The organism is Micromonospora sp. CA-249363 (assembly GCF_050950185.1).
GTDB lineage: Bacteria > Actinomycetota > Actinomycetes > Mycobacteriales > Micromonosporaceae > Micromonospora.
Genome location: NZ_CP192020.1, coordinates 421,839 through 443,751 on the forward strand (window position 1 = coordinate 421,839; position 21,913 = coordinate 443,751).

Below are 21,913 nucleotides of genomic sequence, written 5' to 3' on the forward strand. Positions count from 1 at the left end.
AGCCACTCGGTGGAGAGTCGTGGGCACAGTACGTCATACGGTGCTGCCACTCTGTGATGATGACGACTGCTCCCCAGCCTCGCGCCGACGGCGCTGGCGTCCGTAAGAAGCTTCCTCCTGCGACGGTGGCTGCCCTCTGGGCCGTCAGCAACGGCAAGTGCTACGCGCCGGGTTGTCCTATGCCGGTCGTGCTCGAAGTTCGGCCCGGCGTCTACCAGAAGAACGCTCAGGCCGCCCACATCTACGGGGTGAGGCCGGGTGCCGCCCGGTACCGCGAGGACCTACCCGCCGAGGAGCGCGACTCCTTCGCGAACCTTGTCCTGCTCTGCCTTGGTCACCATGAAGAGGTTGACGGGGATGCTCGGCTGTACCCACCGGAGTTGCTGAAGCAGTGGAAGGTTGAGCACGAGGGAGCAGATACCTCCGTGCTTAACCGGCTGAAGGTCGCCGACGTGGACACCTTGATGAGGGCGCTGACCGAGCTTGCGGCTCCACCATTAGAGCGGTTGGAGATCATCACAAAGCAGTTGGAGGAGACGGGAACCGTCACGGCTGAGACGGTGGCCGAGTTGAAGCAGATTATCCGTACGATGGCGTCGTCCGAAAGTGGCGTCGACGCCCGGACGGTGCGGGCGCTGGCCTACTCGGCTGAGGTGTTTGGTGCGGACAGCTTCGATAGGAGCGCCAGAGCTCTCGCCCACGCCGCTGAGGTGCTTCCCGGAATCGTTCGTCAAATGGAGCAGTCGACTAGGCGGCTGTCCCAGTTCCACTGACGAGGCTGTACCCGGTCGCAAACTGCGTAACGCTGGCAGCAAAACAAGACCGAGGACGATTGCTGCGGTGGCTTGGCTGTACAGCCATCCGTACAGCCAAGCTGACCGACCGGCTCAGCGTGTGGTCGACGAGAGACGACGCGGCGAGCAGGCCAACGACTGTCACCGACGCTGGGCGACAGCAGTCTTGATCTTGCGAGGCAGGGGTTCGGAACGCGGCCCGCTTGCGGCCTGCCCTGCGGGCGGCCTCCGGCCGTCCTCGGGCACCCGCAGCGCCTCATTCGAGAGTCAGCAGATCGTCAGTAAGTGCCGTACCGCGCGGCAGCTCTCGATCATGCTCAACGACATGACCGGTACGTCTGACCACGCGGTACGGCACTTGATCACACTCGCTGCTACGTCAGGTCACTTTCCCCCCGACGGGGGTCGTCCCTTTCGGGGGAGCGCTCCCGCCCTTCCTGCCGGGCCGCGAGTCGTCGGGCGTGGATCAGCTCGAAGAGCCTGGGCGGTCGCCTCCGCCACTCGTCTTCGTCGGTGAGGTCCCAACGCTCGTCGGCAGGCCGCTTTGACGCAGCGGCAGCCGCACGGACGTCCCAGGTGTCGGCCTGGTCCGCCACCTCGCCGAGCACCTGGTCGAAGGCCACGATCTGCGGCAACCCCGCGCTGGGCGGGCCGATGCCGCGGTCTCTTCGGACGATGATCAGCGACGCCGCCTGGACCGATCGCGTCGGCTGACCGGCGATTTTCTGGGGCCGCTCTCTCGGGAGCGGCCCTGCTGTGTTTTTGCGGCAGCGCCGCCAGCTGCGCGAACGCCAGCGCGCATAGCAGATCAAGAGTCTTGGCGGGCGTTGTCCACAGGCCCCGAAGTTGTCCACAGGCGACCCGCTCCGGGGCGCGGCGTGGGTTCGTGGCGAGCAGGGTCGGCGGTGCATCCGATCCCGACCGCTGGAGGCCGCGATGGCACCCCGTACCTCCGTTCCGCCGATCCGACGGCTCCCTCTGGTCGTCACGGGGGACGGCGACCTGCTCGACGACCTGCTCCGACTCGCCGCTGCCGGCGGTGCCGAGGTGGAGCTCGCCGCCGACCCGGCCGCGGCGCGCACCCGCTGGGTCTCCGCGCCGCTGGTGCTGCTCGGTGTCGACCAGGCGCAGGCGTGTCTGCGGGCCCGACTACCGAAACGGTCCCGGTTGGTGCTCGTCGGCAGGGCCGGCCAGATCGACCCCGGCTGGCAGATCGCCGAGCTGATCGGCGCCGAACACGTCGCCGCGCTGCCCGCCGCCGAGCCTTGGCTCGTGGACCGCCTGGCCGAGCACGGCCCCGACCAGCCGGACGGCCCGGGGGCGCGGGTCGTCGCGCTGTTCGGTGGCCGAGGTGGCGCCGGGGCGAGCGTGCTCGCCGGCGGGCTCGCCGTGACCGCCGCGCGGGCCCGACTGCGCACCCTGCTCATCGACGCCGATCCGCTCGGCGGCGGCCTCGATCTCGTCCTCGGCTGGGAGCAGTTGGAGGGGCTGCGCTGGCCGTCGCTCACCAGCGCGGACGGACGGGTGGACGCCCCCGCGCTGGTACAGGCCCTGCCCAGTCGGGGCGACCTGGTGGTGCTCTCCTGGGACCGCGGCGAGATGCTGGCGCTGCCCGCCGCAGCCATGGCGGCGACCGTCGACGCCGCCCACCGGGGCCGGGACTTCGTGGTGATCGATCTTCCCCGGCAGCTCGACGACGCCGCCGTGGTCGCGTTGCAGGCGGCCGACCAGGCGTTCGTCGTCGTACCGGCGGAGTTGCGGGCCACCGCGGCCGCCGCCCGGGTGGTGGCCGTGGCCGCACCACACTGCGACGCGCTCTCGGTGGTGGTGCGCGGGCCCGCCCCCGGCCGGTTACGCGCCACCGAGGTGGCACGGGCGCTCGGGCTGCCCCTGGCCGGCACGCTGCGTCCCGAGCCCGGGCTCTGCCGGGGCCTCGAACGCGGCGAGGCCCCGGCGGCGGCGGGCAAGGGCCCGCTCGCCGCCCTGTGCCAGCGGATCGTCGCGGACCTCACCGGCGCCGCGACCGGTGCGGCATGAGCGGCCAGCCGGAGGACTCCTCCTTCGCGGCCCGGGTGCGGCAGCGGATCGTCGCCGCCACCGACCCGGTCACCCCGGCGGCGATCGTGTCCGCCGTACGCGCCGAGCCCACCGCCGCGGTGCTGGGCGACACCGCCGTCCTGCGGATCGCCGACCGGGTGCACGACGACCTCGTCGGCGCCGGACCGCTCGCCCCGCTGCTGGCCGATCCAGACGTGACGGACGTCCTGGTCAACGGCGTACGCGTCTGGGTCGACCGGGGCACAGGGCTGCATCAGGTGGCGATCCCGGTGGGCTCGGTCGACGACGTCCGCCGGTTGGCGCAGCGGCTCATCGCCAGCGCTGGTCGGCGGCTCGACGACGGCTCCCCGTACGCGGACGCCCGACTGCCCGACGGCACCCGCCTGCACGCCGTCCTTCCGCCGGTCGCGACCGAGGGCCCGTACCTGTCCCTGCGGACGTTCCGGCACCACCCGTACACGCTCGACGAGCTGGTCAGCCAGGGGACGGTGCCACGACCGGTGGCACCGCTGCTCACCGCCGTCGTCGCAGCCCGGTTGGCGTACCTGGTCACCGGCGGCACGGGCTCGGGCAAGACGACCCTGCTCAACACTCTGCTCGGGTTGGTGCCGGCCACCGAACGGATCGTCCTCGTGGAGGACGCGGCGGAGCTCCAGCCGGGGCATCCGCACGTGGTGGGGCTCCAGGCCCGCACCGCCAACGTCGAGGGGACGGGCGTCGTCAGCCTCGGTGACCTGGTCCGGCAGGCGCTGCGGATGCGCCCGGACCGCCTGGTCGTCGGGGAGTGCCGGGGCGCAGAGGTGGTCGACCTGTTGGCCGCGTTGAACACGGGTCACGACGGCGGCGCGGGGACGCTGCACGCCAACACCCCGTACGACGTGCCGGCCCGGCTGGAGGCGCTCGGCATGCTCGGCGGGCTGCCCCGCGCCGCGCTGCACGCCCAGGTGGTCGCCGCGCTACAGGTCCTGCTTCAGGTACGTCGCGGCGATCAGGGCCGCGTCCTCGAATCGATCTGTCTGTTGCTCCCCGAAGGGCCGGAGCGCCTGGCCACCGTGGTGCCCGCCTGGATACGTGGACGAGGGCTGGGCTTGGCCGCCCGTACGTTCGGCGCGCTGCTGCGGGACCGGGGCGTCGCGGTTCCGCCGATCCTCAGCGAGCCGTGGCCCGGATCGGCAGGTCCGGCATGAACGCCACGATGGCGCTGGTCGCGGCGCTGCTGTTGTCCACCGCGATCCTGTTGATCTGGCGGGCGAAAAGCATCAGGGACCGCCGGCGTCGGGTGCTGGCGCCCACACGGCGTTCCGGTGTCGACCCGGACGACGCCCTGGTCGAGTGGATCAGGGATCTCGCTCGCGGGCAGGACCGTCCGATCGAGGCGCTGGATGGTGTGGCGGCCTCGGCTCAACCGGGCGTACTCGCGCAGCCGACGCCCAGCGGTGGGCGGACGGCGGTCGCCTGGTTCAGCTGGGACCTGGACGACGGCCCGGCCCGATCGAGAGCGACCGGTGGACCGGCGGGACCCACCCGACCGGCCGGCCCGGGACGTCCGCCGGCCCGCCGGGACTCGCGCCGCCCGTCCGCCATCGCCGGGCCGGAGGCCGGGATCCTCAAGGCCGTCGACTCCCCGCATCGCGCAGCCGGCGGGCAGTTCGCGGACCAGGCGGGCAACGCGGCCGGCGGGCTGTTCGCGGACTCGGCGGGCCACGCGGCCGGCGGGCTGTTCGCGGACTCGGCGGGCCACGCGGCCGGCGGGCTGTTCGAGGAGCCGGCGGGTCCGGGAGGCGGCAGGCTGGTCGCAGAGCCGGCGGGTCCGGAAGGCGGTGGGCAGCTCGCGACCCGTCCGGTACGCGTCCGACGGTCACCGCGTCGTGTGCTGCTCCTGGTCGGTCTTGCGGGAGCGGGTGTCGGCGGCGTGGCCGGCGGCCCGGTGGCCGCGGTGGCGATGGCCGGCTACGGCGCGCTCGCCACCCGCGCCCTGCTGCGCTGGAGGACGAATCGGCAGGCCGAGCTGATTCGACGACACGCCCTGGACCTGCTGTGTGGTCTGGCGGCGGACCTCCGGGCGGGTCTGCCCGTGCCGCCGGCCTTCGGGATCGCCCCGATGGCCGGAGCATCGGTGGGCGGCGCCGATCGGCTTCGCGACCTGACCTCGGCCGCCGTGCGACTTGCGGATCGGACCGGCGCGCCGCTGGCGGAGCTGGTCGAGCGGATCGAGGCGGATGCCCGTGCGACCGACCGTGGGCTGGCCGCCGCAGCGGCACAGGCGGCCGGCGCACGCGCGACAGCCTGGTTGCTGGCGGCTCTGCCGATCGGTGGGATCGGACTGGGGTACGGGATCGGGGTCGACCCGTTGGCGGTGCTCCTGCACGACACGGTCGGTGGGGTGTGCGCGGTCCTCGCCGTCGCCCTGCAGATCGTCGGCCTGTTCTGGGCCGAGCGGCTGGGCGCCGGACCGGGGCGGACCACCTGATGTCCCCGCCGGTGCGCATTCGCCGGACTGCGGGCATACGCCGCCGCCCGGATGCGATCCGACTCGCGGCAGGCATGGCCGGGCTTGCCGTGGCAGTGCTGGTCGAGGGCTGGTTCGGGATGCTTGGCGCGGTTCCGGTCGCCGTTCTGCTGGATGTGTCGCTGCGGCGGATCGAGCCTCCCGCCGTACGTGACAAGCGGCTTCGGGAGGCCGCCGACCTGCCGCTCGCCGCCGACCTCCTGGCGGCGGCGATGCGGGCCGGCGCACCGGTGGACCGCTCGGTCCTGGCGGTGGCCGAGGCCTTGGACGGCCCGCTGGCCACCCGACTCGCCCGGGTGGGCCGCACGCTGCTCCTCGGTGGCGGCCCAGTGGAGGCGTGGTCGGCGTTGGACGGTGTGCCAGGGGCGGATCGGATGGCTGCGGCGGCGTTCCGCTCGGCCAACAGCGGCGCGGCGCTGGCGGGTGCGCTGACCCGCCTCGCCGACGACCTGCGGGCCGACCGGGCCACCGCCGCCGAGGCGTCGGCCCGTCGGGCGGGCGTCCTCATCGTGCTGCCACTGGGGCTCTGCTTTCTGCCCGCGTTCATTCTCGCCGGCCTGGTGCCGGTGATCGTCGCCGTTCTCGGCGACGTGCTCTGACCCATCGAGGAAGGGAACATCCATGCGCAAACTCATCGCCCGACTGCGCGGCGACGACGGGATGAACACCGCCGAGTACGCCGTCGGCACGCTCGCCGCGGTGGCCTTCGCCGGGATCCTGTTGAAGGTGCTGACCTCCGGCAACGTCCAGTCCGCGCTGACCGCCGTCATCGACCGGGCGCTCAAGTGATCGGGCGCCGGCAGGTCGACCGTACGCGGAACCCGGACGCTCCCGGGCGCGCGTCCGACGGTGGCCGGTGGGCCCACATCGTCGGCGGCGAGCGGGGAACCTTCACCGCCGAACTGGCGGCCGGCCTGCCGGCGCTTCTCCTGCTCCTGCTCGCCGGCCTGACGGCGGTGAACGCCGTCAGCACGCAGGCGAGTTGTCTGCACACCGCGCGCGAAGCCGCGCTCGCCGCCGCCCGGGGTGCCGGCGACGCGGGCGGTGCGCAGGTCGCGCCACCGGGGGCCGAGGTGTCGGTGTCGTTCGACGGCGACCGGGTGCAGGCGACCGTCCGGGCGCCCGTTCGTGCGCTGGGCGGCCGGTTACCACGGATCACCGTGGTGGCCACCGCCGTCGCAGCGGTGGAACCCGGCGCTCAAGAGATGAGCCGGTGATGCCCCGGCCGAGGGTACGGTCGGGCGGTAACGGCGGCAGCCATGGCACCGGCCCAGTCCGTGGTCAGTTCCGTAGCCGCAGCCCCGACATCGGGCGAGACCTTGACGGCCGAGCAGACACGGAGCGGGGTGGGGCGACCATCCTGCTGCTCGCGCTGGGGCTGGTGTTCGTGCTGGTCGGGACATTCGGCGCCGCCGTCGCCGCGACCGGTGTGGCAGCCCAGCGGGCCGCGGTGGCCGCTGATCTCGGCGCGCTGGCCGGGGCCACCCGAGCGCTCGACGGTGATGTGGTGGCGTGCGCGTCCGCTGCGGACATCGCCCAGCGCAACGCCGGCCGGATGGTCGACTGCGTCGTCGACGGCCTGGACGTGCTGGTGACCGTCGAGGTGGCGTTCACGCCGGTTCCGGGTCTGACACGGGTCGCCACGTCGACGGCCCGCGCCGGGCCGGTGCGCGGCTGAACGGCAGACCCGGCCGGATCGGAGTGGGTAGAGCCTGGGTCGGGTTGGACTGGCAGCGTCGGCGGCGGGGCGCAGCTGTGAGCCCCGCCCCGCCGGCCGAGCTTGAGGGGGTAGCTCCGCCGATCTTGCACTTTGTGTCGACGAGATGTGGCTTTCGTGGCCTATGCCGGCGCACAAAGTGCAAGATCGCGGGCGGGGTGGCTAGAACGCCAGCCGGTGCGTCAGCGGGACTGGAGAGCGTCGAGGGCGACGGCCATGGCGATGACGAGGCGGCGGTCGATCTGCGGGTTCTGCACGTCGACGACGTACTTGTCGCGAAGGCCCCACTTCTTGACCACCGAGAAGACGGGCTGACCGCCGGCGAGGAAGTCGAAGTGGTACGGCAGCCAGGACAGCGAGTCGACGAACCGGCGCAGCAGCGCCACCGGCAGGCTGCGCTCCTGACCCGTCACCTGCGGCAGGCCGGCCTGCTCGACGTGCCAGGTGGAGCGGAGCAGAGACTGGGCGAAGTCCTTGCGGAACAGGCCGATCGGGTTACCGGTCGCGTCGGTGACGTCGTACGTGGCGCCGAGGTCGATGCGCTGGCGGGCCTTGAAACCGAGCAGGGGCTGCTGCTTGGAGTCGTCGGTGTAGATCGTCACCTGCTCCTTGAAGGCGAGCCGCTTCTGCTGCGCGAAGGCGAGCAGCTCGCCCTCGCTGCCGTCCGGCGCGACCGCCCGGACCTCGTACTGGTTGACCATCATCCGCAGCCGCTGGCGGATGTGGAACTGCTGCAGGGTCTGCAAGTTGTCGAGCTGCATCTGGTCTCCTCAGGGGGTGTCGCGCCGGAGTCTCGCACAGCCGGTCAACCCTCGTCGGCCCGTGCCCGACCGGCCACCCTGACCGGCCCGCCCTGACCGGCCCGCCCTGACCGGCCCGCCCTGACCGGCCCGCCCTGACCGGCCCGCTCCGCCGGCCGCGTTCGGCGGCCCGCCTGACCCGATCGCCAGGCTGTCCCACCTGACCGGTCCGCCCGGCCGGACCGGTCACGCCGTGATTCAGCGACTGTCCACCGTCGACCGCAGCGACCAGGTGTTGAGCACCTGGTGGATGCCGCGCAGCCTCTCGTTGATCTGCTCCAGCCGTTCGGCCTGAGCCAGCGCGGCCAGCGCGGCCCCGAGCGCGATCTGCTGGTCGAGGGTGAGGTGTTCCTGGTCGATGGTGTAGAGCAGGTCGACGGTCTCAGCGATCGTGTCGGCCACAACTTCTCCTCGGGCGCGGGGGCGAACTACAACACAAGCATCGATGGAAGCGCTCCCACACCATTGTGCCCAGTGCCACCGGGATTCATGCAAGGTGACTCAGGAGGGCAGATTCCCCAGCACCACGTCGAGGACCCGGATCGCGTCCGGCTTCGAGAGAGGGTTGTTGCCGTTGCCGCACTTCGGTGACTGCACGCAGGACGGGCAGCCGGTCTCGCAGCCGCACTCCGCGATCGCGTCGCGGGTGGCCCGCAGCCACGCCGACGCCGTCCCGTAGGCGCGCTCCGCGAAGCCCGCGCCGCCCGGGTGCCCGTCATAGACGAAGACCGTCGGTGCCTCGGTGTCCGGGTGCAGGGCGGTCGAGAGGCCACCGATGTCCCACCGGTCGCACGTCGCCATCAGCGGAAGCAGGCCGATCGCGGCGTGCTCGGCGGCGTGCAGCGCACCCGGCACGTCGGCCGGCTGCACCCCGGCGGACGTCAGCGACCGCTCGGACAGCGTGAACCACACCGCCACGGTGCGCAGCTCCCGGGTGGGCAGGTCCAGCGGTCGGGTGTCGATCACCTCGCCGGTGGCGATCCTGCGCCGCTGGTACGACACCACCTGGCTGGTGACGTCCACCTCGCCGAGGAACATCCCGACCGGCCCGGCGTCGACGTAGGAGCGCACCGACACCACCGACAGGTCCGTGACGTCCCGGGCGTGGGTGGACCAGTCCGGCTCCTCGGCGTGCACCAGCGCGCAGCCGTCGGCCAGGTCGAGCTGGTCGACCACGTACGAGACGCCCTGGTGCAGGTAGACCGCGCCGGGGTGAAGCAGGAAGTGGGACGAGCTGCCGTCGACCGTGCCGAGCAGGCGGCCGGTGGCCGACTCCACCACGCAGACCGGTGCGCCGCCCTCGCCGCGCAGATCCACTTCGGGGCGCTCGCGGTGCCGCCAGTACCAGCCGGTGGGCCGCTGTCGCAGCGCCCCGGCGGCCACCAGCTCGTCCACGGCCTCCTTCGCCCCGTCGCCGAAGAGCGCCAGGTCGGCCGGGGTGAGTGGTGCCTCGGCGGCGGCGCAGGCCAACTGCGGGGCCAGCACGTACGGGTTGGCCGGGTCGAGGACCGTCGCCTCCACCGGCGCACCGAAGATCGCCTCCGGGTGGTGCACCAGGTAGGTGTCCAGTGGGTCGTCCCGGGCCACCAGCACCGCGAGGGCCTCCTGGCCGGAACGTCCGGCGCGGCCCGCCTGTTGCCACAGCGACGCCCGGGTGCCCGGATAGCCGCAGATCAGCACCGCGTCCAGCCCCACCAGGTCCACGCCCAGCTCCAGCGCATTGGTGGAGGCCAGGCCGAGCAGGTCACCGTGCAGCAGCGCCCGTTCCAGCTCACGCCGCTCCTCGCGCAGGTAGCCGCCCCGGTAGGCGGCCACCCGGTCACCGAGCCCGGGCACGGCGTCGTCGAGCGCCCGGCGCGCGTTGGCCGCCACCACCTCGGCGCCCTTGCGGGAACGGACGAACGCGAGGGTGCGTACCCCCTCGGCGACCGTGTCGGCGAGCAGGTCCGCGGTCTCGCGCAGCGCCGACCGGCGGACCTGGTGGAGGTCGTCGTGGTCGCCCGTCGCCTGCGGCGGGACCGGCGAAGAGGAGCCCGAGTCGGGTGGTAGCAGTGGCGGTTCCCAGAGTGCGAAGGTCACCCCGCCGCGCGGCGAGGTGTCCTCGGTGACAGCGGTCACCGGCAGGCCGGTGAGTCGCGTGGCGGCGGTCGCCGGGTCGCCGGAGGTGGCCGAGGCGAGGACGAACACCGGGCTGGCCCCGAAGCGGGCGCACTGCCGGCGCAACCGGCGCAGCACGTGCGCCACGTGCGAGCCGAACACGCCCCGGTAGGTGTGGCACTCGTCGATCACGACGTACGCCAGTCGGCGCAGGAACCCGGACCACTGGGCGTGGCCGGGCAGGATGCCGTGGTGCAGCATGTCCGGGTTGGTCAGCACGAAGCGGGAGTGTCGGCGGATCCACTCCCGTTCCGCGCGTGGCGTGTCCCCGTCGTAGCAGGCGGGGCGTACCCCCTCCAGCTCCAGGTCGGCGACGGCCCGCAGCTGGTCGGCGGCGAGGGCCTTGGTCGGCGCGAGGTAGAGCACGGTGGCCCGGGGGTCGGCGAGCAGCGTGGCCAGCGCCGGGAGCTGGTACGCCAGCGACTTGCCGGACGCGGTGCCGGTGGCGACGATCACGTGGCGGCCCTCGTACGCCAGGGTGGCCGCCTCGGCCTGGTGCTGCCAGGGCGCGACCACGCCGCGGCGGGCGAACGCCGCCGGAAGCTCCGGTGGCGCCCACGCCGGCCACGGTGCCGGCACCCCGACGCGGGCGGGCACCCGCTCGACGTGGGTGACCGGGTCGCCCGCGCCCCGTGCGCGCAGCCGGCGCAGCAGGTCGACCGGCGGGGAGGTAGTCACGTCCTGCACTCTCGCACTGGTGTTCGGAGATGAAAAGCCGGGCCCGGGGGTAAGGGGATAGCCGCCGCCGGTGACCGCAGGGTGTCCCGGCGGTAGTGGTTAGATGCCCAGGAGAGTTTACGGCTCTGGCGAGGAGGACCGATGGAGCTGTCGCTGGCGACGCGTACCGTGGGCGAGCACACGGTGCTCGAGGTCGGCGGTGAGGTGGACGTCTACACCGCGCCCCGGCTCCGCGAACGTCTCCTCGAACTGATCGACGGTGGCGCGCGGCACGTGATCGTGGACCTCGGGCGGGTGGACTTCCTCGACTCCACGGGGTTGGGCGTGCTGGTGGGCGCGCACAAGCGGCTGCGGACGGCCGGCGGCTCGTTCGCCCTGGTCTGTGACAAGGAGCCGCTGCTCAAGATCTTCCGGATCACGGCGCTGGACCAGGTGTTCCCGCTGCACGCCACGGTCGAGGCGGCGGCCGGCGCGGGCCCGAGCGGCGCCAACGCGTGATGGCGACGGTCCGGCTCTCCTTCTCTCCGGCCCCGGTGCACGTGCGTACCGCCCGACTGGTCGGCGTGGCCGTCGCCCGGCGGGCCGGTGTCCGCGAGGACCTGCTGGACGAGGTGCGCCTGGCCATCGGTGAGGCGTGCACCCGGGCGGTCGCGCTGCACCGCCAGTACGGCCTGGCCGATCCGGTGCTGGTGGAGATGTCCGACGGCGGCACGTACGCGGTGCGGGTCGTGGACCGGGCGCCGATCGAGGCCGGCATCGGGCTGGCGGCGCTGCCGCCGGACGAGTTGGCGAACGAGTCGCTGACCGACGAGGCGCTGACGACCGGCGTCGGGTTCGCCCTGCTCGCGGGCTTCGTCGAGGACCTTCAGGTGCGCCCGGTCGACGAGGGCATCGGCACCGAGGTGCGAATGGTGTGGCCCGTCGGGCGCTGATTTCCGAACGACAACTCACAAGGCCGTGTCCCCGCTGGGGATGCGGCCTTGTCGTCATGGATCGGGCCCTATATCAGATTTCGTTTCATAACACAGCGACGAAGATCATCGAGACACGGTGCCCCCTGCCTGTGACCTCGAACACTGTGGAGGGCTACAGTACCCGGGTTGTCAGCAAGTGATCCAACCCGCAGCCAGCGGGTATGGGTGGTCATCGCTGGTCCGCTGGGGTGGGTTGGCGCGCGCTTGCGAGTCCGCATCCAGGCGTCGACCGGTGCGTCTCCACCCGTCGACGCGAGTGTTCGGTAACAGGAGGACACAGATGTCCGAGACCTTGGCCGCCGATGGCGGCGGGCTTTCCCTTACCGGAAGCAATGTCACGTACGTCGTCATCGCCGCGGTCATCGCGCTGGTGGCGCTCGTCTTCGCCGCCGCTTTGACGAAGGCCGTGCTGGCAGCCGGCAAGGGCACCACCAACATGCAGGAGATCTCGGGGGCGGTCCAGGAGGGCGCCTCGGCCTACCTGCTCCGCCAGTTCCGCACCTTGGCGATCTTCGTCGTCGTCGCCGTGGTGCTGCTCTTCCTGCTGCCGGTGCACGACACCGACGGCAGCGAGACGGCCGTGAAGCTCGGCCGCTCGCTCTTCTTCGTGGTGGGCGCGGTGTTCAGCGCGTCCATCGGTGGTGCCGGCATGTGGCTGGCGACCCGCGCGAACCTGCGCGTTGCCGCCGCCGCCCGGGAGCGACAGGGTGGCCGCGAGGCGGCCATGAAGATCGCCTTCCGCACCGGCGGCGTGGTCGGCTTCCTCACCGTCGGCCTCGGCCTCTTCGGTGCCGCGCTGGTCGTCCTGGTCTACCGGGGTGACGCGCCGACGGTGCTGGAGGGCTTCGGCTTCGGCGCCGCCCTGCTGGCGATGTTCATGCGGGTGGGTGGCGGCATCTTCACCAAGGCCGCCGACGTCGGCGCCGACCTGGTCGGCAAGGTCGAGCAGGGCATCCCCGAGGACGACCCGCGCAACGCCGCCACCATCGCCGACAACGTGGGCGACAACGTCGGCGACTGCGCCGGCATGGCCGCCGACCTGTTCGAGTCGTACGCGGTGACGCTGGTGGCCGCGCTGATCCTCGGCCGGGCCGCGTTCGGCGAGGACGGTCTGGTCTTCCCGCTGATCATCTCCACGATCGGCGTGCTGGTCGCCATCGTCGGCGTCTTCATCACCCGGTTGCGCGCCTCCGACCGCAACGGCCTCACCGCGATCAACCGGGCCTTCTACATCTCCGCCGTGATCTCGGCGGTGCTGGTGGCGATCGCCGCGTACGCGTACCTGCCGGCGACCTTCGCCGACCTGGAGGGTGGCCTCACCGACGTCGACCGCAACCCGCGACTGGTGGCCATCGGCGCGGTGGTGATCGGCATCGTGCTGGCCGCCGCGATCCAGGCGCTGACCGGCTACTTCACCGAGACCAACAAGCGTCCCGTGCAGGACATCGGCAAGAGCTCCCAGACCGGCGCCGCCACCGTCATCCTCGCCGGCATCAGCGTCGGCCTGGAGTCGGCGGTCTACTCGGCGCTGCTGATCGGCGCCGGCGTCTTCGGGGCGTTCCTGCTCGGCGGCAGCTCCATCACGCTGTCGCTGTTCGCGGTGGCGCTGGCCGGCACCGGCCTGCTCACCACCGTCGGCGTCATCGTCGCCATGGACACCTTCGGGCCGATCTCCGACAACGCCCAGGGCGTGGCGGAGATGTCCGGTGACATCGACGAGCACGGCGCGCGGACGCTCACCGAGCTGGACGCGGTCGGCAACACCACCAAGGCGATCACCAAGGGCATCGCGATCGCCACGGCGGTCCTCGCCGCGACCGCGCTGTTCGGCTCGTACACGGACACCCTGCGCACCGCGTACGCGGACGCCGGCGTGGGCGACGTCGGTACCGAGATCCTCAACTCGCTGAACGTGGCCAACCCGCGCAACCTGGTCGGGCTGATCATCGGTGCGGCGGTCGTCTTCCTCTTCTCCGGGCTGGCCATCAACGCGGTGTCCCGCTCGGCGGGCGCGGTCGTGATGGAGGTACGCCGGCAGTTCCGTGAGCTGCCCGGCATCATGGACCGCACCCAGCGCCCGGAGTACGGCAAGGTCGTCGACATCTGCACCCGGGACGCGCAGCGCGAGCTGATGACCCCCGGCCTGCTCGCCATCCTGGCGCCGATCGCGGTCGGCTTCGGGCTCGGCCCGGGCGCGCTGGCCTCCTATCTGGCCGGCGCGATCGGGGCCGGCACCCTGATGGCGGTGTTCCTGGCCAACTCCGGCGGCGCGTGGGACAACGCCAAGAAGCTCGTCGAGGACGGCGCGTACGGCGGCAAGGGCTCCGAGTCGCATTCCGCGACGGTCATCGGCGACACCGTCGGTGACCCGTTCAAGGACACCGCCGGCCCGGCCATCAACCCGCTGATCAAGGTGATGAACCTGGTCTCGCTGCTGATCGCGCCCGCCGTGGTGGCGTACAGCGTCGGCGACGACCGCAACGTCGGCCTGCGGGTGGGCATCGCGCTGGTCGCCACGCTGATCATCGTGGCGTCGGTGGTCTTCAGCAAGCGCAAGGGCATCGCCATGGACGACTCCGACACCGGCGCGGGCAGCGCCGACCACCGTCCGGAGACCGTCAACGCCTGACACCGGCGGTACCGGGGTCCCCGCTCGACGCACCCGTCGGGCGGGGACCCCGGCCATCCGGACCGGTGCCACACCTGGCCGAAGGTCGTACGCTGCAACGCATGCGTACGTGCCAGGCGTCTGCCGCCGGAAAGCTCACGGTGGTCCTGGCCACGCTCGTCGTCGTCCTCGCCGGCTGCGGTGGCGGACCGAGCCCACGGGCCTGGGCCGCCTCGGTCTGCGGCGCGCTCACCCCGTGGCGCTCCGAGATCAGCAAGTTGACCAGCAGCACCGATCAGCAGATGACGGCGCAGACCACTCCGGCGCAGGCCAAGGAGAACCTGGTGCGGCTCTTCGGTGGCGCGGAACAGGCCAGCGAGACCGCGCGCCGCAAGGTCGAGCAGGCCGGGGTCCCGGAGACCGACAACGGCGAGGCCATCTCCGCGGGCTTCCGCGGGTCGCTGGAGAAGATGCGGGACGCCTACGGCCGGGCCCGGGACGCCATCGAGGGCCTGGGCACCGACGAACCGGCCGCCTTCTACGACGGCGTCCGGGCCGCCGTGAACACCTTGAACAAGGAGTACGACGCCAGCGCGCTGGACACCAGCAAGCTCAACTCCGAGGAGCTGAAACAGGCCTTCGACGAGGTGCCCGAGTGTCGCTGAACGGGCTCGGTGACACGCCGGCCGCGCAGTCGCTGCCGGCGCTGTTCCCCGTACCCGAGCCCGAGCCGGCGCGCGCCGACCCGTCGGCCACCGACCCGGCTGTCCCGGGCGCGAGTCGGCGGCGTGGCGGCTCGGACCGGTCCGACCCGAACCAGCCCAGGCCACCCCGGGCCGACGACGCGGGACGCCAACTCGTCTTCTTCGGCGCGGACGCCGCCGATCCATCGGTCGCCGATCTGGCCGGGCTGCTCGCCGGGCCCGGCGAGGTCGTCCGGATGGGTGGCACCGCCCGACTCGCGGTACGGGTGGACGCCGCCTGGCGGGTGCACGTGCTCGTCGCCGAACTGGCCCTGCGCGGGTTGGCCGCGAGTTGGGAGCCGACCGAGGACCAGCGGCACGCCGTGCGGACGTCGTACACCCGGTTGTTGAAGCCGCTCGCGGTCGCCTGGCTGGACGGCCCGACGAAGCGTCCTCCGGCGGCCTTCCACCTGACCGGCCGGCGGCTGCGGCTGTGGCTCGCCGCCGCCGGGACGCCGGAGCCGCCCACCGGCTTCCTGCTCCGCCTCGGCGCCGACGACCAGCGGTCCTGGGACGCGGTCGGCGCGGCCCTCGCCGCCGCCGGCCTGGCCGGCACGCTGCTCGGCCCCGAGGAGGGCGGCCCGGCGTACCGGATCACCGGCCGCCGCCGCCTGGCCCGCCTCGCCGAGCTGGTCGGCCCCCCACCCCCCGCCACGCCGCCCGACGCCTGGCCCTGACCCGTCGCTCGGCGCTGACGGGCGTCGATCATGAAGTTGTGGTGGTGGACATATCCCCCCTTCGGGGCCTGAACGCCCACCACAACCCCATGATCGACGCGAGCGGGGGTGGCGTGGGGCGGGGTGTCTGGTGTTGGACAGCTGGGCTTGGACGGGCTGGTTGGGGGTCCGCCATCGTCACAGTGACCCGCTTCGAGCCCTACCCACGGTGTACGGTGGCGCCGTCCGGCAGTGTCGAGCACGGCGGGCGGGAGTCGACCGCCGCGCCGCAGCGGTTTGCCGCCCGCGAAACCCGAAACGCGGACGGCGCGTTACGTTGGACATCCGGACCGCCGGTGCCACGGCGGGGTCGAGAGCGGTCGCTGTCGTAAGGCGCCGGCGGACCACGAGCAGGAGTGAGGTCGGGGAGAGACGTGCCGAGCAACGCTGGAACCACCCGTCTGGTCATCGTCGAGTCACCGGCGAAGGCCAAGACGATCTCGGGCTACCTCGGCCCGGGGTACGTCGTGGAGGCCAGCTTCGGTCACGTCCGCGACCTGCCGCGCAACGCCGCCGACGTGCCGGCCAAGTACAAGGGCGAGTCCTGGGCCCGCCTCGGGGTGGACGTGGACAACGGCTTCCACGCCCTCTACGTCGTCTCGGCCGACCGCAAGCAGCAGATCAGCAAACTGGTGAAGCTGGCCAAGGAGGTCGACGAGATCTTCCTGGCGACGGATGAGGACCGCGAGGGCGAGGCGATCGCCTGGCACCTGGTCGAGACCCTCAAGCCCAAGGTGCCGGTCAAGCGGATGGTCTTCCACGAGATCACCAAGCCGGCGATCCAGGCCGCCGTGGCCAACCCCCGCGAGATCGACCGCGACCTGGTCGACGCCCAGGAGGCCCGGCGCATCCTCGACCGTCTCTACGGCTACGAGGTCTCCCCGGTGCTGTGGAAGAAGGTCATGCCGAAGCTCTCGGCCGGCCGGGTGCAGTCCGTGGCGACCCGGATCGTGGTCGAGCGGGAGCGGCAGCGGATGGCGTTCCGCACCGCCGAGTACTGGGACATCCTGGCCACCCTCGCGGTGGCGAACGCCGGTGAGGGGCCGCGTACCTTCAACGCCACCCTGATCGCGCTCAACGGCGACCGGATCGCCACCGGTAAGGACTTCGAGCCGACCACCGGCAAGGTCCGGGCCGGCGCGGGCGTCGTCCACCTCGACGAGGGTGGTGCCCGGGGTCTGGCGGCCCGGCTCGACGGGCGGCCGTTCACGGTCACCCGGGTCGAGGAGAAGCCCTACCGTCGCCGCCCGTACGCGCCGTTCATCACCTCCACGCTCCAGCAGGAGGCGGCCCGCAAGCTGCGCCTGTCCTCGCAGCAGACGATGCGCACTGCGCAGCGCCTCTACGAGAACGGCTACATCACCTATATGCGTACCGACTCGGTGAACCTGTCGGAGACCGCCATCTCGGCGGCCCGCCGGCAGATCGTCGAGCTGTACGGCGAGCGTAGCGTCCCGCCGGAGCCCCGCCGCTACACCGGCAAGGTCAAGAACGCCCAGGAGGCGCACGAGGCGATCCGCCCGGCGGGGGACAACTTCCGTACCCCGGGCGAGGTGGCCAAGGAGCTGTCCGCCGAGGAGTTCAAGCTCTACGAGCTGATCTGGCGGCGCACCATCGCCTCCCAGATGACCGACGCGGTCGGCTCCAGCGTGTCGGTGCGCATCCGCGCGGTCTCCACCTCCCAGGAGGAGGCCGACTTCGGCGCGACCGGCAAGACGATCACCGACCCGGGCTTCCTGCGGGCGTACGTCGAGTCCAGCGACGACGAGAACGCCGAGGCCGAGGACGCCGAGCGCCGGCTGCCGACCCTGGTCAAGGACCAGCCGCTGACCGCCGAGCAGCTGGCCGCGCAGGGCCACCACACCCAGCCGCCGTCGCGTTACACGGAGGCGTCGCTGGTCAAGGCCCTGGAGGAGCTGGGCATCGGGCGCCCGTCGACGTACGCGTCGATCATGCAGACGATCCAGGACCGGGGGTACGTCACCAAGCGCGGCCAGGCGATGATCCCCACGTTCCTGGCCTTCGCGGTGATCGGCCTGATGGAGCGGCACTACCCCCGCCTCATCGACTACGACTTCACCGCCAGCATGGAGAACGAGCTGGACGAGATCGCCGGCGGTGACCACGCCGCGGTCGACTTCCTCACCGCGTTCTACTTCGGCAGCGCCAACGGCGCCGGTGACCAGGACATCGCCCGCTCCGGTGGGCTCAAGAAGCTCGTCACCGAGAACCTGAGCGAGATCGACGCGCGCAGCGTGAACTCGATCCCGCTCTTCACCGACGAGGACGGCCGCGAGGTCGTCGTCCGGGTCGGCCGGTACGGGCCGTACCTCCAGCGGGCGGTCCCCGGCGAGACGCCTGCCGCTCCGGCCGAGGGCGAGGAGGCCGGCCCTCAGGGCGACCGGGCGCCGATCCCCGAGGGCCTGGCTCCGGACGAGTTGACCCCGGAGAAGGTGCACGAGCTGTTCCTCGGCGGCAGCGGCGAGCGCAAGCTCGGCGACGACCCGGCCACCGGCGAGCCGATCGTGCTCAAGTCCGGCCGCTTCGGCCCGTACGTCTCCAGCGGCGAGCGCAAGTCTTCGCTGCTGCGCTCGCAGACGCCGGAATCGCTCTCCCTCGACGAGGCGCTGCGGCTGCTCAGCCTGCCCCGGCTGGTGGGCACCGCGCCCGATGGCGTCGAGGTGTTCGCCAACAACGGTCGCTACGGTCCGTACGTGAAGCGGGGCGAGGAGTTCCGTTCGCTCGAATCCGAAGAGCAGATGTTCACGGTCACCCTGGACGAGGCGCTGGCCCTGCTGGCCGCCCCGAAGACCCGGGGCCGCCGGGCCGCCGCCCCGCCGCTGCGCGAGATGGGCGTCGACCCGCTGACCGAGAAGCCGCTGGTGATCAAGGACGGGCGCTTTGGTCCGTACGTCACCGACGGCGAGGTCAACGCGTCCCTGCGGCGTGGGCAGACGCCGGAGGCGCTGAGCATCGAGGAAGCGTCCGAGATGCTGGCCGACAAGCGGGCCAAGGGTCCGGCGCCGCGCAAGAAGGCCGCGAAGAAGGCCCCGGCGAAGAAGGCGACGGCCACCAAGAAGACGGCCGCCGCCAGCAAGTCCACGGCAGCGAAGAAGACCACCACCGCCAAGGCGACGGCGGCCAGGAAGGCGGCCCCGGCGAAGAAGGCGGCCCCGAAGAAGGCCACCGCCGCAAGGCCCGCCGAGGAGTGATGGTCACGCACCCCTGTCCCTAATGGCTGAAATGTCCTATTTGGGATCGGGGGTTGGTGGAGGTTCCCTAACGTGAGGGGATGTTCGCCAATGCCGCCAAGCGTCGCCGGGTTCTCGTCGGCGCCTCGGCCGGAGCGTTGCTGCTTGCCGTGGCCACGGTCGGCTTCTGGGCGATGGATGCCGAGAGTTCCGGGCCGGCCGGGGCCACCGCGTCGCACGCTCTCCCGCAGACCGTCGCCTCAGGGTCGCCCACCGGGCCGACCCCCCGGGATCCCGCCAGTCGGCGGACCGTGCGACTCGTCGCCGCCGGCGATGTTCTGATCCATCCAGCGGTGACCGACCAGGCGCGCCGGGACGGTGCCCGTGCCGGCGGCATGGACTTCGCCCCGATGTTCGCCGGGGTCGCCCCGGCGGTCCGCGACGCCGACCTGGCGCTGTGCCACCTCGAGACGCCACTGGCCGACCCCGCCGGCCCGTTCGCCGGCTATCCGTCGTTCAACGCGCCCCCGCAGGTGCTCGACGGGCTGCGCACCACCGGATTCGACGGCTGCTCGACCGCCTCCAACCACACCCTCGACCAGGGGGCCGACGGAGTGGCCCGGACACTCCGCGCACTCGACGCCGCCGGGCTGGGACACACCGGCAGCGCCCGCAGCGCCGCCGAGGCGGCCCGGCCCCGGATCTACCAGGTCGGCGACGTCCGCGTCGCCCACCTGGCGTACAGCCTGAACTTCAACGGGCTGAGTCGCCCTCAGGGCAAGCCGTGGCTGGCCAACCTGATCGATCCGCCCAAGATCCTCGCCGCCGCCCACGAGGCGCGCGCCGCCGGCGCCGACATCGTCGTGCTCAGCCTGCACTGGGGTACGGAGTATCAGCACCTGCCGGACGCCGACCAGCGGGCCTGGGCCCGACAGTTGATCTCATCGCCCGACGTGGACCTCATCCTGGGTCATCACGCCCACGCGGTGCAGCCGTTCCAACGCTTCGGCGACAAGTGGGTGGTCTTCGGCATGGGCAACGAGTTGGCCCGGCACGCGGAGCCGATCGACGACAACCGCGAGGGTGTGATGGCCCGGGCGACCTTCACCGAGACCACCCCGGGGCACTGGACGGTGACCCGGATGGAGGCCCTGCCGACCTGGACCGACCTGGCGCCGGCCCTTCGGCTGGTGGACCTGACCGCGGCGCTTGCCGACCCGGGCACGCCGCCAGGTCGGCGGGGCGACTACCGGGCGGCGTACCAGCGGGTGCTCGGCTACGTCCGGGCCCTCGGCGCCGGCCCGGACCAGGTGGTGGCGTCGGGCGGCTGAGCGCCACCGCCGCCCGACCGGCGATGGTGCGTGACTTCCAGGCCGACCGTGCCGGCCGGGTTGGCGAGTGGGTCTGGGTCGTCCTGGACGTCTGACGCCTCAGGCGCCGAGGATGTGGGTCAGGTGCGCGCTCGCGAAGACGCGGTGGGGGTCCAGGCGGTCGCGGACGGTCTGGAAGTCGGCGAAGCGGGGGTACGCCTCGGCGAGGGACGCCGCGTCGCGGTAGTGCAGCTTTCCCCAGTGCGGGCGGCCGCCCAGCGCGGCGGTGACCTTCTCGAACGCCTGGAAGTACGGCTCGTACGGCATGCCGACGTACTGGTGTACGGCGATGTACGCGTTGTCCCGGCCGTAGCCGTGGGACAGCCAGATGTCGTCGGCGGCGGTGAAGCGCACCTCGACCGGAAAGAGGATCTTGAACGGGAGCCCGTCGACGATCCGTCGCAGCGCGGTGAGCGCCTCGGGCAGCGCCGCGCGGGGGAGGCCGTACTCCATCTCGACGAAGCGGACCCGGCGCGGGGTGCAGAACACCCGGTCGGAGCGTCCGGTGTACCGCCGTTCGGTGAGCGCCCGGGCGGAGACGGCGCTGATGCCGGGTGCCAGGGCGGGCACGGCCCGGCCGAGGCGGCAGGCGCCGGCGAAGACCCTGTTGGACAGGAAGTCGTCGTCCAGCCAACCGCGCCAGCGGGACAGCGGCCGGTCGTTGGCGGGCACCCGGTCGTTGGCCTTGACCTGGACCCGTGACGTGTAGGGGAACCAGTAGAACTCGACGTGGTCGTGGCGGCCGATCAATGTGGGCAGGTCACCGAGCACCTCGTCGAGGGCGGCGGGGCGTTCGTGGGCGTGCAGGACGAAGGCGTCCACGCACCGCAGGGTCACGTCGACCAGGACGCCGAGCGCGCCGAGCGAGACCCGGGCGGCGGCGAAGACGTCGGGGTGCTCGTCGGCGGAGCAGCGCAGCACCTCGCCCGTGCCGGTGACCAGGGTGAGCGCCTCGACGAAGGTGGAGAGGCAGCCGTAGCCGGCGCCGGTGCCGTGGGTGCCGGTGGAGATGGCCCCGGCGATGGTCTGCGCGTCGATGTCGCCCAGGTTGGGCAGCGCGAGGCCGTGCCGTGCGAGCAGTCCGTTGAGCGTGCGCAGGGGCATTCCCGCCGGTACGGTGACCAGCCGGCGCGCGACGTCGACGCTGACGCCGGTCTCCAGCTCGGACAGCTCCATCCGCCGGTCGTCGGCGAGGGCGACGGCGGTGAACGAGTGGCCGCTGCCCGCGACACGGATACGGCTTCCGGTGGCGGCGGCGTCCCGGACGGCTTCCGCTACCTCGTCCGGCGAGCCGGGCCGCAGGATGGCGGTGGCGCTGCCACGCTGGTTGCCGGCCCAGTTGGACCAGGGGGCCGTGAGCGGTGCGGTGCCGACCATGCGCACTCCTCATTCATGAATATGAACTGACTTCATATCAGGAACGTTGTCCCTGGTAAATACCGCAATTGCGGTCCGCTCGTTGTACCGGTAGTCACGGACTCGTGACGTGGAGATATGTTCATCCGTCGAAGGGGGGTGGCGCCGAGTGTCCACACCAGCCGCCACGACCGGGCCGCTGCGCCGCGTACCGGTGCAGGGTCGAAGTGTCGCGCGGGTAC

The 21,913-nt window shown here is 72.2% G+C and carries 20 protein-coding genes; 16 read left to right on the forward strand and 4 right to left on the reverse strand.

Features of this window, described 5'->3' with window-relative positions; genetic code table 11:
* Nucleotides 1–179 precede the first annotated feature (179 nt).
* From ACQPZK_RS02035 to ACQPZK_RS02075, 9 genes are all read left to right on the forward strand, one after another.
* Nucleotides 180–773 (forward strand): hypothetical protein, encoded by a 594-nt coding sequence (locus ACQPZK_RS02035; RefSeq protein ID WP_433536656.1) that lies wholly within the window; start codon nucleotides 180–182, stop codon nucleotides 771–773.
* A 597-nt stretch (nucleotides 774–1,370) separates the two neighbouring features.
* Nucleotides 1,371–1,508 (forward strand): hypothetical protein, encoded by a 138-nt coding sequence (locus ACQPZK_RS02040; RefSeq protein ID WP_433536657.1) that lies wholly within the window; start codon nucleotides 1,371–1,373, stop codon nucleotides 1,506–1,508.
* A 222-nt stretch (nucleotides 1,509–1,730) separates the two neighbouring features.
* Nucleotides 1,731–2,831: a septum site-determining protein Ssd gene (gene ssd, locus ACQPZK_RS02045; RefSeq protein WP_433536658.1), complete on the forward strand. Its 1,101-nt coding sequence runs from the start codon at nucleotides 1,731–1,733 to the stop codon at nucleotides 2,829–2,831.
* Nucleotides 2,828–4,039: a TadA family conjugal transfer-associated ATPase gene (locus ACQPZK_RS02050; protein ID WP_433536659.1), complete on the forward strand. Its 1,212-nt coding sequence runs from the start codon at nucleotides 2,828–2,830 to the stop codon at nucleotides 4,037–4,039. The genes ssd and ACQPZK_RS02050 overlap by 4 nt, the downstream gene beginning before the upstream one ends.
* Complete coding sequence (locus ACQPZK_RS02055) at nucleotides 4,036–5,322, forward strand: type II secretion system F family protein (protein WP_433536660.1); 1,287 nt, start codon at nucleotides 4,036–4,038, stop codon at nucleotides 5,320–5,322. Before ACQPZK_RS02050 ends, ACQPZK_RS02055 begins: the two co-directional genes overlap by 4 nt.
* Nucleotides 5,322–5,960, forward strand: a complete 639-nt coding sequence (locus ACQPZK_RS02060) for a type II secretion system F family protein (RefSeq protein ID WP_433536661.1) — start codon at nucleotides 5,322–5,324, stop codon at nucleotides 5,958–5,960. The genes ACQPZK_RS02055 and ACQPZK_RS02060 overlap by 1 nt, the downstream gene beginning before the upstream one ends.
* A gap of 22 nt (nucleotides 5,961–5,982) precedes the next feature.
* On the forward strand, nucleotides 5,983–6,150 hold the full coding sequence (locus ACQPZK_RS02065; RefSeq protein WP_234584142.1) for a DUF4244 domain-containing protein: 168 nt from the start codon (nucleotides 5,983–5,985) through the stop codon (nucleotides 6,148–6,150).
* A 77-nt stretch (nucleotides 6,151–6,227) separates the two neighbouring features.
* Complete coding sequence (locus tag ACQPZK_RS02070) at nucleotides 6,228–6,578, forward strand: TadE family type IV pilus minor pilin (protein WP_433539082.1); 351 nt, start codon at nucleotides 6,228–6,230, stop codon at nucleotides 6,576–6,578.
* Nucleotides 6,578–7,039 (forward strand): Rv3654c family TadE-like protein, encoded by a 462-nt coding sequence (locus ACQPZK_RS02075; RefSeq protein WP_433536662.1) that lies wholly within the window; start codon nucleotides 6,578–6,580, stop codon nucleotides 7,037–7,039. Before ACQPZK_RS02070 ends, ACQPZK_RS02075 begins: the two co-directional genes overlap by 1 nt.
* 221 nt (nucleotides 7,040–7,260) lie before the next feature.
* Here the strand turns inward: ACQPZK_RS02075 and ACQPZK_RS02080 are convergent, their stop codons facing one another.
* The 3 genes from ACQPZK_RS02080 to ACQPZK_RS02090 form a co-directional block, all read right to left on the reverse strand.
* Nucleotides 7,261–7,839: a hypothetical protein gene (locus ACQPZK_RS02080; protein WP_433536663.1), complete on the reverse strand. Its 579-nt coding sequence runs from the start codon at nucleotides 7,837–7,839 to the stop codon at nucleotides 7,261–7,263.
* Nucleotides 7,840–8,076: 237 nt separating this feature from the next.
* Nucleotides 8,077–8,280 (reverse strand): hypothetical protein, encoded by a 204-nt coding sequence (locus tag ACQPZK_RS02085; protein ID WP_433536664.1) that lies wholly within the window; start codon nucleotides 8,278–8,280, stop codon nucleotides 8,077–8,079.
* Between the two features lie 99 nt (nucleotides 8,281–8,379).
* Complete coding sequence (locus tag ACQPZK_RS02090) at nucleotides 8,380–10,722, reverse strand: DEAD/DEAH box helicase (protein ID WP_433536665.1); 2,343 nt, start codon at nucleotides 10,720–10,722, stop codon at nucleotides 8,380–8,382.
* Nucleotides 10,723–10,854: 132 nt separating this feature from the next.
* On the opposite strand from ACQPZK_RS02090, the gene ACQPZK_RS02095 reads away from it, so the two are divergent.
* The 7 genes from ACQPZK_RS02095 (at nucleotide 10,855) to ACQPZK_RS02125 (ending at nucleotide 20,276) form a co-directional block, all read left to right on the forward strand.
* Nucleotides 10,855–11,211 (forward strand): STAS domain-containing protein, encoded by a 357-nt coding sequence (locus tag ACQPZK_RS02095; RefSeq protein WP_355049272.1) that lies wholly within the window; start codon nucleotides 10,855–10,857, stop codon nucleotides 11,209–11,211.
* Complete coding sequence (locus ACQPZK_RS02100; protein WP_234584146.1) at nucleotides 11,211–11,645, forward strand: ATP-binding protein; 435 nt, start codon at nucleotides 11,211–11,213, stop codon at nucleotides 11,643–11,645. The genes ACQPZK_RS02095 and ACQPZK_RS02100 overlap by 1 nt, the downstream gene beginning before the upstream one ends.
* A gap of 322 nt (nucleotides 11,646–11,967) precedes the next feature.
* Nucleotides 11,968–14,316, forward strand: coding sequence for a sodium-translocating pyrophosphatase (locus ACQPZK_RS02105; protein WP_433536666.1), 2,349 nt, complete (start codon nucleotides 11,968–11,970; stop codon nucleotides 14,314–14,316).
* Between the two features lie 101 nt (nucleotides 14,317–14,417).
* Nucleotides 14,418–14,960, forward strand: coding sequence for a hypothetical protein (locus ACQPZK_RS02110; protein ID WP_433536667.1), 543 nt, complete (start codon nucleotides 14,418–14,420; stop codon nucleotides 14,958–14,960).
* Entirely contained in the window at nucleotides 14,951–15,715 is a 765-nt protein-coding gene (locus ACQPZK_RS02115) for a hypothetical protein (protein WP_433536668.1), read from the forward strand. Before ACQPZK_RS02110 ends, ACQPZK_RS02115 begins: the two co-directional genes overlap by 10 nt.
* 413 nt (nucleotides 15,716–16,128) lie before the next feature.
* Entirely contained in the window at nucleotides 16,129–18,966 is a 2,838-nt protein-coding gene (gene topA, locus ACQPZK_RS02120) for a type I DNA topoisomerase (RefSeq protein WP_433536669.1), read from the forward strand.
* Nucleotides 18,967–19,046: 80 nt separating this feature from the next.
* Entirely contained in the window at nucleotides 19,047–20,276 is a 1,230-nt protein-coding gene (locus ACQPZK_RS02125; RefSeq protein ID WP_433536670.1) for a CapA family protein, read from the forward strand.
* 99 nt (nucleotides 20,277–20,375) lie between these two features.
* Here ACQPZK_RS02125 and ACQPZK_RS02130 read toward each other — a convergent pair whose 3' ends face one another.
* A complete protein-coding gene (locus tag ACQPZK_RS02130; RefSeq protein ID WP_433536671.1) occupies nucleotides 20,376–21,692 on the reverse strand; it encodes a D-arabinono-1,4-lactone oxidase in 1,317 nt (438 codons plus the stop codon).
* Nucleotides 21,693–21,913 lie beyond the last annotated feature (221 nt).

Bases quoted from the DNA above. Each gene is read 5' to 3' on its own strand.
- ACQPZK_RS02095 (WP_355049272.1), top strand. From the start codon at position 10,855: ATGGAGCTGTCGCTGGCGACGCGTACCGTGGGCGAGCACACGGTGCTC.
- ACQPZK_RS02080 (WP_433536663.1), bottom strand. From the start codon at position 7,839: ATGCAGCTCGACAACTTGCAGACCCTGCAGCAGTTCCACATCCGCCAG.
- ACQPZK_RS02035 (WP_433536656.1), top strand. From the start codon at position 180: ATGCCGGTCGTGCTCGAAGTTCGGCCCGGCGTCTACCAGAAGAACGCT.
- ssd (WP_433536658.1), top strand. From the start codon at position 1,731: ATGGCACCCCGTACCTCCGTTCCGCCGATCCGACGGCTCCCTCTGGTC.
- ACQPZK_RS02130 (WP_433536671.1), bottom strand. From the start codon at position 21,692: ATGGTCGGCACCGCACCGCTCACGGCCCCCTGGTCCAACTGGGCCGGC.
- ACQPZK_RS02060 (WP_433536661.1), top strand. From the start codon at position 5,322: ATGTCCCCGCCGGTGCGCATTCGCCGGACTGCGGGCATACGCCGCCGC.
- ACQPZK_RS02050 (WP_433536659.1), top strand. From the start codon at position 2,828: ATGAGCGGCCAGCCGGAGGACTCCTCCTTCGCGGCCCGGGTGCGGCAG.
- ACQPZK_RS02100 (WP_234584146.1), top strand. From the start codon at position 11,211: ATGGCGACGGTCCGGCTCTCCTTCTCTCCGGCCCCGGTGCACGTGCGT.
- ACQPZK_RS02125 (WP_433536670.1), top strand. From the start codon at position 19,047: ATGTTCGCCAATGCCGCCAAGCGTCGCCGGGTTCTCGTCGGCGCCTCG.
- ACQPZK_RS02110 (WP_433536667.1), top strand. From the start codon at position 14,418: ATGCGTACGTGCCAGGCGTCTGCCGCCGGAAAGCTCACGGTGGTCCTG.
- ACQPZK_RS02075 (WP_433536662.1), top strand. From the start codon at position 6,578: ATGCCCCGGCCGAGGGTACGGTCGGGCGGTAACGGCGGCAGCCATGGC.
- ACQPZK_RS02105 (WP_433536666.1), top strand. From the start codon at position 11,968: ATGTCCGAGACCTTGGCCGCCGATGGCGGCGGGCTTTCCCTTACCGGA.
- ACQPZK_RS02055 (WP_433536660.1), top strand. From the start codon at position 4,036: ATGAACGCCACGATGGCGCTGGTCGCGGCGCTGCTGTTGTCCACCGCG.
- ACQPZK_RS02065 (WP_234584142.1), top strand. From the start codon at position 5,983: ATGCGCAAACTCATCGCCCGACTGCGCGGCGACGACGGGATGAACACC.